A 12,054-nucleotide genomic window follows, 5' to 3' on the forward strand; every position below is an offset into this window, starting at 1 on the left:
TATCAGACAAAAAGCTATATTAAAATTCCTGTTGAAGCTTTTCAGAATTTTGATGAAGAAGGCTGTGAATATTATTTAGAATACTTTTAATATGAAAAAAGATGCTTACATCGGGAATGCTAAACCTGTATTCCACATCAATCCATTAGAAAAATTAAAAAAACTACAAAAAGAGAAAATCGCTTTGTATGAGCGTATGCTGAAAGAGAAAGATGAAATGATGGCTAGGCTTGAGAAATTAATCGGTAAATAAGATTTATACAAAATATTGGTCGATATATAAGAGAGACTTTTTTAAGTCTCTTTTTTTATGTTTTTAAGTGATTGTAAAAGTCACTAATCACAGCAAAATTTATTTTTATAAGATTAAACATGTATGTTTGTCGAAGTGAAACAATTGAAGTCTAAAACGTATTTTGATAAAAATGTAAATAATTAATATGATTAGAAAATATATGGATTTTATTACAATTACAAATGTGTCATACTTCTTTATTTTCCTTGGAGGAATTGCTGCAATTGTCCTTTCAATTAAGCAAGCGCAAGGTGCTGAAGATGATAAAAAAGAAATTATCGAGAAACAAGAAAAGAAAATCCACGAACTTGATAGTACATTAAAGGAAAAAATTAAATTCATTGAAAGTTATATTTCTGGCGGTGATGCATATCCTCAGTTAGATATAATTGCGGTATCTAAAGCAAATAATATAAATCAAATGTCTTTTCAATTAGCTAATAACTTTGAATTACCAATATATGATACTAAAGTTGAAGTATATAATTTTGATAAATTAAAACCCAAAATAATTAAAATCGCGGGAAAAGATGATCGTATTAGTCAATCAGATTTTACTAATTCTCTTATATTTCGTGACGCTGTAGCCACAATGACTCCTCATAGTATAAAAGGAGGGATTTTTATAACTGATGTTCGTGAAGGAAACTTTTATGCAAAGTTATTTACACGAAATAAAATGCTTGTACAAAAAATAACTATTTATCATTCTAATGAGATTTTTTATGTGGGGATGGCTATATATCAAGATGGAAGTCCGAAAAAGTTCGATAGAATTTATAGCTTAGAATCCACACCAGAAATAAAAAAAATATTAGATAAAAGATTGAACTTAATGCCAGATACTTTAATTATTATTTAGTATCTCCTACTCCTCAAAACAGTCAACTCACTAGCGCTGTGTAAATGTATCTTTCTTTACACCACCTCATCTTCATCTATAGAAAACACAAAAAACCAATGCTAAAAAACGCCCTTCAACCCTTAATCGATAATTCCACAATTATACTAATTATGGGCACAATGGCTGGCGAACAATCTATTGCGAAGCAACAATACTATGCGAACAAAGGCAATCTTTTCTGGAAAATTTTGTTTGCTGTTTTTGAGGAAGAATTCAGTACTTCTTATGAAGATCGTAAAGCGCTGGTCAAAAAATACAATATTGGACTTTGGAATGTCCTTAAAAGCTGTAAAAGAGAAGGAAGCAGCGATGCTACAATAACAGAAGAAATTATTAACGATTTTGAGAATCTGCACAAACAGTTCCCTAACATAAAATATGTCTTTTTTGAAAGCAAAGCCGCCGCAAAATACTTTCACAAACATACTGTACCGCAAGATGGAATTACTTATACAACCCTACCCTCCACTAGCGGGCTAAATGCAGGATTAACTACAGCTGAAAAAATGGAACAATGGAAAGCCGTATCAAAAATAAGGTTTCCAAAATATGAAGATTAATAGCAACAATTACCTATTACGCATAATGTAGAAAAGAATTTCTTCTTCTAATTCCCTTGACAGATTTTCATACTTCATCTTACGACGATAGTTTTTCTCGCTTCTATCTTTATAAAGTTCAGTTTTAGCTGTACTTGCACAATAAGCATCACATATTACTTTAAATTTTTGATCGAGTATATACAATTCTTTCATTGAATCAAAATACGCTGCAAACTTAACATTGTACAATTCGTCGGGAATGGCGGCCATAGGTTTTGTATTTAAATTAATACTGTATTCTACCTTAAAAGTTCATATTACAATACTCAATTTTAAGCATCGTCTGTTTTCAATCAATCCTTAATTCCACACATAGAACAACTTGCATTGAAAGAATACTTAAAATTAAAATGAAAAATGTTAATCTTTCTTTTTGAACCTTTGGAAATGGTTTCAGATTATAATCTGAAACCAGAAATAGTAAAATGAACCTTGAACCGTTAAAATGAAACAATGAAAAATCAGGTATTTTTCACATCATAGATATAAATCTGCACCTCATCATCACTGGCTAAAATCCTGCGGTCAGCGGCGCATTGCTGTCCGATATCTGACTTAAAAGATTCCATCATCGTTTCTAAAGAATCGAAATATAAATTGGCTACCAGATATACATCCGAATGTCCCGTTGTTGACCGAACTGAACCATTGCTTACTTCATATTTTATTAATCCTGGAAGTTTTTTGGCTAATGGAATATGCACTTCATAATAATGTTTTTCGAAAGAACTGATGTCTTTTGGCGTTTTGTAAATTACAGTCATTTTTGCCATGATATGGATTTGTTTAGAATGTTAGACAATTGCATAAAGTAAATTTAAGGGCAAATCTTGAACTGTTTAATATGAAAAATAGACATTCTTAATGGTGTATTTGGACAGCAACTTTTAGTACCTTTATATAAAAAAGAAAATGAAACAGCTTACTATAATAGTTCCTGAAGGAGATAATAATCTTTCTAGCATATCGGGCGCTTATGAAATCTTTACAAAAGCAAATGGTTTTTATAGAGCAAATGGCCAAAAAGAACTGTTTCATATTCAGCTTGCTGGAATTTCTGAAGAAGTAGAGTTCAATCAGGGAATATTTACTGTAAAACCTCATCTTCATATTTCTCAGGTCAATAAAACCGATCTTATCATTATTCCTTCATTAAACCATAATTATAATCTTGCCCTTGAACATAATGAAGAATTGGTGCAATGGCTTCGAAAACAATATACAAAAGGTGCCGAAATTGCCACTATTTGTACAGGCGCGTTTATGCTTGCCGCATCGGGACTTCTAGACGGAAAAACCTGTTCTACTCATTGGTCTGTCAAAGAAAATTTCAGCAAGATGTTTCCTAAAATAAACCTGCAAATTGACGAATTAATTACAGATGAAAATGGAATTTATACCAATGGCGGCGCTTATTCTTTTCTAAATCTAATGATTTACTTAATCGAAAAATACTACGGCAGAGCTACGGCAGTTTATTGTGCAAAGGTGTTTCAGATTGAAATGAACCGAAGTACACAATCTCAATTTATTATTTTTTCTGGTCAGAAGAAACATGAAGATGAGATGGTGCTTCTTGCGCAATCTTATATAGAGCAAAATTTGGGAGAAAAATTATCTATGAGCGATATTTCTAATAAATTTAATGTGAGCAGAAGGAATTTTGATCGAAGATTTATTAAGGCAACTGGAAATACTCCAAGCGAATACCTTCAAAGAGTAAAAATTGAAGCGGCAAAAAAAGCTTTTGAAACAGACCGCAAAACGGTAAATGAAGTTATGTACGAAGTTGGCTATTCTGATGTAAAAGCCTTTCGAGACGCATTTAAAAAAATTACCGGACTTCCGCCCATGGAATACAAAAAGAAATACCACAAAGGCGCTGCCTAATTTTCTATCATAAACTTCTCTTTCTAAATCAATTAGTCCAAAATATAATCTGGTCTTCTTGAAAGTCTTTCTATTTGATTAAAAAAATGTTAATTAACACAGAAAATGCAAAAACACGTAATACTACTCATAGTAATATTCCTATAGATTAAATAAATTTACACTCCTTTTTACAAGCCGCTATTTAATCCAAATATTTTAATTGAATTTAAATCAAGTTATAAAACCATTTTAATGTTTAGTAGAGAAATGACTTTTTGTATTAAAAACTATTAGTTAAACTCTATTGGATATTAAATCGGCTTTATGGCAAGAAAATATTATTATTTATTTTTCATTTCGTATGTCGTATTAAAAATTAATATTACATAAGAAGCAACAAACACCCCAAAGATGCTCGAAAAAAAATCTATAGTAATTGGATGTGACGATATCACTATATTGACTGTGATATTGAATGCAATATCTATAGTCTCTGATTATGCTTTTTCTACGGTCACAGTTTCGAGAGGAGTTGATTTAAAGAATACGATAAACTCTTTAAATCCTGATTTGATAATTTTGGGTTTTAAACAAAACAAACTTGTTTTAAATGACACCAATTTCAGTTCTGACAAAAGGGATCTTCCAATTCTATATCTGACTCAAAATTATGAATGCGAATCCTTATGCTGGTCTAAACAAAGTATCGTTTTCACTTATCCGTTTAATCAGATTCAGAATACCGATTTTTTAATTTATAGAATACGCTCTATTTTTCTTTTAAAAAAAACAGAATCACAAAACACACCTGCCACGTCGTTTGCAGAAGCAGCAATTCAGAAAAACGATTCCGACAAATTAAGCCATTATGTAATGGAACTTGATCAAAAGGTTGAAGTTCTCTTAAAGATAAAAGAACGCATTTCTTACCTCTACCCCAATGTTGACGATGCGACGAGAATTGAATTAATGTCTATTGTAAATTCTATCAAAACCGTTGCAAATGACAATAAACTTTGGGATGATTTTAAAATCTATTTTGAACAGTCAAATCCTAATTTTCTTCTTGCTCTTGCCAAAAAACATCCTTCTTTAAGTTCTAGGGATTTAAAATATTGCTGCTATATTAAAATGAATATGAGCAACAATGATATTACCAATCTGCTTGGCATAAATCAAGATAGCGTTCGCACTCATAAATATCGTCTTAAAAAGAAATTAACGCTTAAAAAAGAAGATGATATCATTTCATACCTAAGAACAGTTTCTTAAAATTCTTCCTTCATTTTTTCTAATATTTGTATGCTTTTCTTATACCTCAGCATTACAAAAATAGCTTCGCGCTTTCAATTTTTATTTTTTTCATTTCTTTAAATCTATACTTATTCTCAAAATATTTCTGTACGTGCAGAACGGAATTTTATGGCTTTAAACTGCAATCTGCAACAAAGTATAGACAAAAAAAACTTTGTCTACATTTTGTCTACAAAAAATAGATAATCGCTTATGGTTTTGTCTACAAAAAGTACATTGCCAATTTTCCCTACAAATCTAATTCTCAGCTACTTTTACAAGAACCAATAGCTAACTTAATAGTTATGGCACTTCATTAATTCTAAGAGTTAAATGCGATGATCAACCAGGCACTTCAATTTACGAATAAATTACTGGGACAGTTTTTAAAAAACCGTTTTGGTTTGACCGAAGACAAAACCGTCTTGAATTATCTCATTGAACCAAGCGGGACTTTGCCAAAAGCAAATCAGAACAAAGTGGTTTTATCTCTTATCAATATTGAAAAAGAAACCAATCAGCCTTTTTATATCAGAAATCAGAAGTTAGAAAGCGGCAACTATTCCAATTTCAATCCGACAGAAAGATACAATATAGACTTGCTAATCAGCAGTAATTTTGAAGATTATACCGAATCTTTAAAATTTCTGGATGCCATAATTGTCTTCTTTCAGATTAATAATTATATCGATGCATCGTCCTCCTCTTCTATTCCAGATGGTTTGAGCAGGTTAGAATTTGAATACGAAAAGATCTCTTACCATCAGATGCACAGTTTATGGACAGCGATGGCAGCGAAATATCAGCCTTCGATTATTTATAAAATGAAACTGATAAAAGCACAGGCGCACGAAATTATGGAAATTATACCGTCTGTAAAAAATACCAGTAATAATATCGTCAAATGATACAGAGCAATTACATACAAATCTTTAGCATTGCGGCTTATCATACTTTTTTTGATAACGGAAAATGCAATTGTCTCCACTTTATTCCCAATCATAAGACTGACAAAACATTAAAAAAATTCGGATTTAAAATGAATATTGTCTCCAACGGATTTGATTTATATTCTAATACAAAATCTTCGCTATCAGACTTATTAAATTATATTTCTACGACAACGCAGCAAAATTATTTTGAGTTTGATATCAAATGCAGCAATCCAAACTTTATTCTCTTTACCACATTGCCAATCAATTGGATTGGAGCTGTTACGTATTCCAGTCAGGATCCTAAAAACTTAAAAAATAATGGTAAAATAATTTTAAACCAAACATTAGAAAACAAACCAGTTTCTTCTCATTTTGGACATTTAAAAATTTATTTCGAAGATATACTAACAGCCCATTCTCCTCTTTTTGAAATAAACTTTATCGCAAGGGCAACACAATGGCAATATTATTTTATCAATAAAAATGCTGTACAGCTTAATAATCTTTCGATTACAGAAAAGGAAAACATACAATTTGACGGACCGCAAAATGTAACAATCCAAACCGGAGAATCGGCATTATTGTTTACTTCCAATAAAACCTATATCACACTTAGCGAAAAGCCAAAATATAAATTTGATTTGGTAAGCAGTTCATCATCTGCAAATCAAAACAATATAAAGCCCAAAGTAATTATAAAAGGACTTCCGTGTCCAGATGTCTCCCGAGTCGGAATTATCGAGAATAGCGACCAAAATCAAGTCGCATCACCAATGTATATCTATCTATAAAAAACTATTAAAAATGAACATTAAAAACTAAAATCAATGAATTTATCTACCATTCAAACTCCTGGTGTTTACATTCAAGAATTAAATGCTTTTCCCAATTCTGTTGTTGGAGTTGCTACGGCTATACCAGCATTTATAGGGTACACACCACAGGCCGCATACGAAGGAAAATCGTATACGAATGTGCCAGTAAAAATCACATCTTTTGCTGATTTTCAGGCTTTTTTCTGTTTGCCGGATCCACCTGCTCCCGCAAGTCCGTCAAAACAATACAGCCCTGAATACTATCTGGTAGCAGAAAAGAGTCAGCCCCTAAAGGGAGACTACATGCTAATTGCAGGAACGTATTATTCAATTGTTCCAGATCCTAACACGGTTTATTATTTATACAATAGCGTAAGGCTTTTTTATGAAAATGGCGGTGGAGATGCTTATATTGTTTCTGTTGGTTCTTATGGCCCTCCGTCACAAAAAGCAGGAACTCCAGGCATTCCAGTTGTAAATCCAAATGTACAGCTGAATGATTTAACAAAAGGTCTTTCTTTATTGCTGAATGAACAAGAGCCAACCATGTACATTTGCCCAGAAGCTACTTTGTTAAGCGTAGAAAATAATGGAACTCTAATGCAATCTATGCTTTTACAGGCTACACAAATGCAGACTGCAATGTGCTTGTTTGACATTATTGGCGGTGATGCTCCAGATCCTATTTTATATACGGATGATATTTCCAATTTCAGAATGAATACAGGTTCTGTTGGGTTAAACTATGGAATGGCTTATTATCCTTTCATAGGAACTACGATAATGCAGACTTCTGATATTGATTATACAAATTTATTTGGCGGAGATTTGAAACAGCTTGAAGCAGTTCTTAATCCACCAAGCGCTCCTAACCCAGCCGCTGCATCGATTATTGCCAATATCCAAAGCCCGTCAAGCACTTTGACTGTTACGCAAAATCACAATGCATTGCTTATTGCTAGCCAGACTTACTCTCTCATGATTAAACATATTTTGGCCGATGCTAATATTCTTCCTCCAAGTGGAGCTATGGCAGGAGTTATTACTACTGTTGATAACGCTGTTGGTCCGTGGGAAGCTCCTGCAAATACTTCTTTTGTGGGCGTATCATCATTGCCAATTTCTCTTTCTGAAAGCCAGCAAGCCAATTTAAACGTTGATGCTGTTTCTGGTAAATCGATAAATGCGATTAGAACATTTAACGGTTTAGGCATTTTAATCTGGGGATCAAGAACACTAGACGGGAATAGTCAGGATTGGAGATATATTCCTGTGAGAAGAACCATGATTTTCCTAGAGCAATCTTGCAAACTCGCGGCTCAGGCATATGTATTTCAGCCTAATGATAAAAACACTTGGGAAGCTGTAATTTCTATGATCAGCAGTTTTCTTAGTTCTATTTGGAAACAAGGAGGTTTACAGGGAGCGAGCGCTTCTGAAGCCTTTTCTGTAGCCTGCGGATTAGGTTCGACAATGACTGCAGATGATATACTAAATGGTTTCATGAATGTAACTGTAAAAGTTGCTGTTGTTCATCCTGCCGAATTTATCGTTCTGACATTTCAACAGCAAATGGCAACTTCTAGTTAATCAAATAATACTCTTAATTAAGCAAATTTTTAATTTAAAATAAAATAATATGGCAACAGATGACGGAAGCGTACAAGGCGCAACATGGCCCATGCCAAAGTTTAGATTCGAAGTAGATCTTGGAACAGAATTGACAAAAGTAGCTTTTCAGGAAGTTACAGGAATGGATGTCGAAAATCAAATTATAGAATATCGCAAAAGTAACAGTCCTCTTTTTTCTGTAGAAAAAATGCCTGGCATTACCAAATACGGCAACGTAACCATGAAACGCGGAATTTTTGTAAACGATAACACTTTTTGGGATTGGCACCAGCAAGTCGTAATGAACACGATAAAAAGAAGAACGGTTCTGATAAAGTTATTGGACGAAAAAGGTGGTGTAACCATGCAATGGACTTTAAACAATGCTTGGCCAACCAAAATTACCAGCACCGATTTAAAATCTGACGGTAACGAGGTTGCAGTAGACACTATAGAAATTGCACACGAACAGCTGATCATTAAAAATGGCGGTAAGTAATGATTATCCTGTAAGTTTTTATTTTACACTCTCTTTTGCGGGTGTAGATGCGGCTTTCAAAGAGGTATCTGGAATTTCTAAAGAACTAAGCGTAGAAGAAATTGTTTGCGGAGGCGAAAATAGATTTAAATATCGCCTCCCAACCATTTCTAGCAGTCAAAACTTAGTGCTTAAAAGAGCTATGGTGCCTGCAGGATCTCAATTGGTCAATTGGTGCGCCAACTGCATCGATCAAGGATTATCAAACCCAATACAGCCCAAAAATGTGATCTTAAAATTGCTCAATGCCTCTGGTGTAGTATGCATGCAATGGACTTTTAACAACGCTTATCCGGTAAAATATTCTGTTTCTGACTTAAACTCTCAGGAAAGCAATATTGCGATAGAATCTATTGAACTGGCTTACACCTATTTTGACATTTCTAAGGATACCAACTTTAATAAACTTTTTACGTAGACCATTATGCCCATCGAAATAAGAGAACTCATTATCAAAACGGAAATCGTAACAACGAATGCAAAAAATTCGGCTCTGACCAAAGAAAGAGAATTTTCCATTTTGAGAAAACAGCTGCTGGAAGAATGTAAAAGATTAATTGCAGAGAAAAATCAGGAGAATAGTTATAAACGTTAAAGCAAAATCAAAAGATTAAAAAATCTGCATGATCAGCGAAATCTGCGAGAGAAACATTTAACAGGCTTTAAAAAAATTTAAACTTAAAATAATAACCCAATGGCAAGTTTAGAATTAATGAAAATTACGGGATATACAGACGAAGAATTTCAAAACAAATTCTCCGGAAATCCGTATGCTTTCATGATTAATCCTGATAATATCAAAATACAAAAAAGCATCGAATATAACGAACAGCAGGCTCCAGCAACAAGTTCTGCTTCTCAAAAATATAAAAGCACTCCAAGCGATAAACTGAGCTTTGAAATGGTAATAGACTGTACCGGAATCATAGATGCCAAACGTACTGATATGGCCAAAGAAATAACAGCTTTAGAAACGATTATTTACACTTACAACGGAAAAATACACCGTCCGAATTTTGTAAAAGTACAATGGGGACAGAACATCACGTTTAACGGAGTTCTCGATTCTATTGACATTTCTTACACTCTGTTTAAACCAGACGGAAGTCCGCTGAGAGCTAAGATATCGCTGTCATTTAGCCGTTACATTTCTCCAAAAACAGTAACTAGAACTGATGCTCCAGAATCTCCAGATCTTACCCACATTGTAAGTGTTTCCGAAGGAATGTCATTGCCACAGCTGTGCCAGAAAGTATGGAACGATGATTCGTACTACATACAGGTTGCAGAGTATAATAAACTTAACAAATTCAGAAACCTAAATGGTATCGACAAATTAATTTTTCCACCTATAAACCCTTCTAATTAATGAGTGCCTCAACCGAAATAAAAAGTGGCGGAATCGCAACATTTGTCGTAAAAGTCAACGGTTCTCCAATAGCCGATGAACTAAGTGTGCTTTCTGTTCATATAGAAAAAAAAGTAAACCGAATTGCTTCGGCAAAAGTTACCATTCTAGACGGAGAACCCAATACTGGTAAATTTGACGCCAGTTCTTCCGCTACTTTTGTTCCAGGAGCATCAATCAGCATTGAAGCTGGATATGATAATAACAACGCAGTTATTTTTTCTGGTGTAATCATGAGCCAGACCATCCGTATTGATAATCTTGTAGGATCGGCTCTTGAAGTTGAATGCCGTGACAACGCCATAAAAATGATTGTTGGTCGAAAAAGCCTTACTTACTCAAAACAAAAAGACAGTGATATTATGACGTCTCTTATAGGAAACTATTCGGGATTAAGTGCAGATGTTACTGCTACTAGCACAACTTGGCCAGAACAAGTACAATTTTACGTTACAGATTGGGACTATCTTTTATCTCTTGCCGAGGCAAATGGACTAATCGTAACGACTTTAAACGGAAAAATTTCTGTATTTCCTCCTGATAAAACTACTACATCGGTACTTACCGTAACGTATGGTGATACTTTGCTTGAATTTAATGCCAAACTAAATGCCGTTACGCAGTTAGGAAATGTAGCTGCAAATAGCTGGGATTTTAAAACGCAAGCCGTTGTAACGGGTAATGCAGCGCCAAATGTTTCAGGAACTGGAAATTTAACCACAAAAAAACTATCAGAAGTTGTCGGACTTTCTACCTATCAACTGCAGACTTCTGCCCCACTAGAAAACGCAGATTTAACCAATTGGTCGAAAGCACAGATTATTAAAAGTGAATATTCTAAAATAATGGGAGAAGCCAAATTTCAAGGCACAAATTTAGTTGATCCCGGAAAATATATGACCTTCGCCGGTCTTGGAGATCGCTTTAATGGCGATTACTTAATTGCAGGAGTTGTACACGATTTGTCGCAAGGAAACTGGGTCTCTGAAGTTTCGCTTGGACTTTCTCCTTTTTGGTTTACTGAAGAGCCAGATGTTATGGCACCACCCGCTTCTGGTCTAGTTCCTGGCGCAAAAGGTCTCTTTAACGCAACCGTAAAACAGATGTATGAAGATCCCGATTCTCAATATAGAGTTTTAGTCGATGTTCCGTTGTTGGACCCAAAAGGCCAAGGAATCTGGGCAAGGCTTACCAATTTTTATTCGACAAGTGGAGCTGGTGCTTTCTTTATGCCCGAAGTTGGAGACGAAGTCATTCTGGGTTTTATAAATGAAGATCCTCGTTATCCTATAATTCTCGGAAGCGTCTACAGCAGTACAAGCATAAAACCTTTTACAGGTTTAGATCCGAATCAGAAAAACTCAATAAAAGCCATTGTTTCCAAATCAGGAATATCGGTGCAGTTTGATGATGAGAATAAAGTATGGACTGTTGCCACACCGAATAAAAACACAATCATCATTAGTGATAAAGACAAGAAAATCACCATTCAGGACGAAAACAATAACAGTATCGTAATGTCTAACAGTGGAATTGATTTATCAAGCCAGAAAAACATCAACATTTCGGCAAATCAAAATGTTACCATCAAAGGAAATCAAGGTGTCAACATACAGTCAAGTGGCGGAGATGTTGCTATAAAAGGCCTCAACATCAAAGAGAATGCAGATATGCAATACAGCGCTCAAGGCGGACAAATGGCACAAGTCTCAGGAGGAATGCAATTGACATTGAAAGGCGCGATGGTAATGATTAACTAATTATGAGTTATTAGTTATGAA

The 12,054-nt window shown here is 34.2% G+C and carries 14 protein-coding genes and 1 pseudogene; 13 read left to right on the top strand and 2 right to left on the bottom strand.

Features of this window, described 5'->3' with window-relative positions; translation table 11 throughout:
• Positions 1 to 18 precede the first annotated feature (18 nt).
• The 3 genes and pseudogenes from NU08_RS16775 to NU08_RS16785 form a co-directional block, all read left to right on the top strand.
• Positions 19 to 253, top strand: a pseudogene (locus NU08_RS16775) (XRE family transcriptional regulator); the annotation flags it as partial.
• A gap of 187 nt (positions 254 to 440) precedes the next feature.
• A complete protein-coding gene (locus NU08_RS16780) occupies positions 441 to 1,157 on the top strand; it encodes a hypothetical protein (RefSeq protein ID WP_129748266.1) in 717 nt (238 codons plus the stop codon).
• Positions 1,158 to 1,255: 98 nt separating this feature from the next.
• The gene (locus tag NU08_RS16785) at positions 1,256 to 1,759 is read left to right on the top strand and encodes a DNA-deoxyinosine glycosylase (protein ID WP_129748267.1); all 504 of its coding nucleotides are present in this window, start codon (positions 1,256 to 1,258) and stop codon (positions 1,757 to 1,759) included.
• Positions 1,760 to 1,768: 9 nt separating this feature from the next.
• Here NU08_RS16785 and NU08_RS16790 read toward each other — a convergent pair whose 3' ends face one another.
• Together NU08_RS16790 and NU08_RS16795 are read right to left on the bottom strand one after the other, a co-directional pair.
• Positions 1,769 to 2,011 (bottom strand): hypothetical protein, encoded by a 243-nt coding sequence (locus NU08_RS16790; RefSeq protein ID WP_129748268.1) that lies wholly within the window; start codon positions 2,009 to 2,011, stop codon positions 1,769 to 1,771.
• A gap of 251 nt (positions 2,012 to 2,262) precedes the next feature.
• On the bottom strand, positions 2,263 to 2,574 hold the full coding sequence (locus NU08_RS16795; protein WP_129748269.1) for an EthD family reductase: 312 nt from the start codon (positions 2,572 to 2,574) through the stop codon (positions 2,263 to 2,265).
• Positions 2,575 to 2,713: 139 nt separating this feature from the next.
• Between NU08_RS16795 and NU08_RS16800 the strand changes: the two genes are divergently transcribed.
• The 10 genes from NU08_RS16800 (at position 2,714) to vgrG (ending at position 12,033) form a co-directional block, all read left to right on the top strand.
• Positions 2,714 to 3,691, top strand: coding sequence for a GlxA family transcriptional regulator (locus tag NU08_RS16800; protein ID WP_129748270.1), 978 nt, complete (start codon positions 2,714 to 2,716; stop codon positions 3,689 to 3,691).
• Positions 3,692 to 4,084: 393 nt separating this feature from the next.
• On the top strand, positions 4,085 to 4,945 hold the full coding sequence (locus NU08_RS16805; RefSeq protein ID WP_129748271.1) for a helix-turn-helix transcriptional regulator: 861 nt from the start codon (positions 4,085 to 4,087) through the stop codon (positions 4,943 to 4,945).
• Positions 4,946 to 5,304: 359 nt separating this feature from the next.
• Positions 5,305 to 5,874, top strand: coding sequence for a Pvc16 family protein (locus NU08_RS16810; protein WP_129748272.1), 570 nt, complete (start codon positions 5,305 to 5,307; stop codon positions 5,872 to 5,874).
• A gap of 131 nt (positions 5,875 to 6,005) precedes the next feature.
• On the top strand, positions 6,006 to 6,692 hold the full coding sequence (locus NU08_RS16815; RefSeq protein ID WP_129748273.1) for a hypothetical protein: 687 nt from the start codon (positions 6,006 to 6,008) through the stop codon (positions 6,690 to 6,692).
• 36 nt (positions 6,693 to 6,728) lie between these two features.
• Positions 6,729 to 8,306: a phage tail sheath family protein gene (locus NU08_RS16820; RefSeq protein ID WP_129748274.1), complete on the top strand. Its 1,578-nt coding sequence runs from the start codon at positions 6,729 to 6,731 to the stop codon at positions 8,304 to 8,306.
• Between the two features lie 49 nt (positions 8,307 to 8,355).
• Positions 8,356 to 8,826 carry a phage tail protein gene (locus NU08_RS16825; RefSeq protein WP_008469163.1) on the top strand — a complete coding sequence of 157 codons (471 nt, stop codon included), beginning with the start codon at positions 8,356 to 8,358 and terminating at the stop codon, positions 8,824 to 8,826.
• On the top strand, positions 8,813 to 9,283 hold the full coding sequence (locus tag NU08_RS16830; RefSeq protein ID WP_129748275.1) for a phage tail protein: 471 nt from the start codon (positions 8,813 to 8,815) through the stop codon (positions 9,281 to 9,283). Before NU08_RS16825 ends, NU08_RS16830 begins: the two co-directional genes overlap by 14 nt.
• Before the next feature lie 6 nt (positions 9,284 to 9,289).
• A complete protein-coding gene (locus NU08_RS22375) occupies positions 9,290 to 9,460 on the top strand; it encodes a DUF5908 family protein (RefSeq protein ID WP_165352473.1) in 171 nt (56 codons plus the stop codon).
• A gap of 99 nt (positions 9,461 to 9,559) precedes the next feature.
• The gene (locus NU08_RS16835; RefSeq protein WP_129748276.1) at positions 9,560 to 10,234 is read left to right on the top strand and encodes a hypothetical protein; all 675 of its coding nucleotides are present in this window, start codon (positions 9,560 to 9,562) and stop codon (positions 10,232 to 10,234) included.
• Positions 10,234 to 12,033, top strand: a complete 1,800-nt coding sequence (gene vgrG / locus NU08_RS16840; protein ID WP_129748277.1) for a type VI secretion system tip protein VgrG — start codon at positions 10,234 to 10,236, stop codon at positions 12,031 to 12,033. The genes NU08_RS16835 and vgrG overlap by 1 nt, the downstream gene beginning before the upstream one ends.
• The last annotated feature ends 21 nt before the right edge of the window (positions 12,034 to 12,054 follow it).

The sequence above is a fragment of the Flavobacterium anhuiense genome (assembly GCF_004151235.1).
In the GTDB taxonomy this organism is placed as follows: domain Bacteria; phylum Bacteroidota; class Bacteroidia; order Flavobacteriales; family Flavobacteriaceae; genus Flavobacterium; species Flavobacterium anhuiense_A.

Excerpts from the sequence above, each read along its gene's own strand:
- NU08_RS16780 (WP_129748266.1), top strand. The coding sequence starts at position 441 with ATGATTAGAAAATATATGGATTTTATTACAATTACAAATGTGTCATAC.
- NU08_RS16785 (WP_129748267.1), top strand. The coding sequence starts at position 1,256 with ATGCTAAAAAACGCCCTTCAACCCTTAATCGATAATTCCACAATTATA.
- NU08_RS16790 (WP_129748268.1), bottom strand. The coding sequence starts at position 2,011 with ATGGCCGCCATTCCCGACGAATTGTACAATGTTAAGTTTGCAGCGTAT.
- NU08_RS16795 (WP_129748269.1), bottom strand. The coding sequence starts at position 2,574 with ATGGCAAAAATGACTGTAATTTACAAAACGCCAAAAGACATCAGTTCT.
- NU08_RS16800 (WP_129748270.1), top strand. The coding sequence starts at position 2,714 with ATGAAACAGCTTACTATAATAGTTCCTGAAGGAGATAATAATCTTTCT.
- NU08_RS16805 (WP_129748271.1), top strand. The coding sequence starts at position 4,085 with ATGCTCGAAAAAAAATCTATAGTAATTGGATGTGACGATATCACTATA.
- NU08_RS16810 (WP_129748272.1), top strand. The coding sequence starts at position 5,305 with ATGATCAACCAGGCACTTCAATTTACGAATAAATTACTGGGACAGTTT.
- NU08_RS16815 (WP_129748273.1), top strand. The coding sequence starts at position 6,006 with ATGAATATTGTCTCCAACGGATTTGATTTATATTCTAATACAAAATCT.
- NU08_RS16820 (WP_129748274.1), top strand. The coding sequence starts at position 6,729 with ATGAATTTATCTACCATTCAAACTCCTGGTGTTTACATTCAAGAATTA.
- NU08_RS16825 (WP_008469163.1), top strand. The coding sequence starts at position 8,356 with ATGGCAACAGATGACGGAAGCGTACAAGGCGCAACATGGCCCATGCCA.
- NU08_RS16830 (WP_129748275.1), top strand. The coding sequence starts at position 8,813 with ATGGCGGTAAGTAATGATTATCCTGTAAGTTTTTATTTTACACTCTCT.
- NU08_RS22375 (WP_165352473.1), top strand. The coding sequence starts at position 9,290 with ATGCCCATCGAAATAAGAGAACTCATTATCAAAACGGAAATCGTAACA.
- NU08_RS16835 (WP_129748276.1), top strand. The coding sequence starts at position 9,560 with ATGGCAAGTTTAGAATTAATGAAAATTACGGGATATACAGACGAAGAA.
- vgrG (WP_129748277.1), top strand. The coding sequence starts at position 10,234 with ATGAGTGCCTCAACCGAAATAAAAAGTGGCGGAATCGCAACATTTGTC.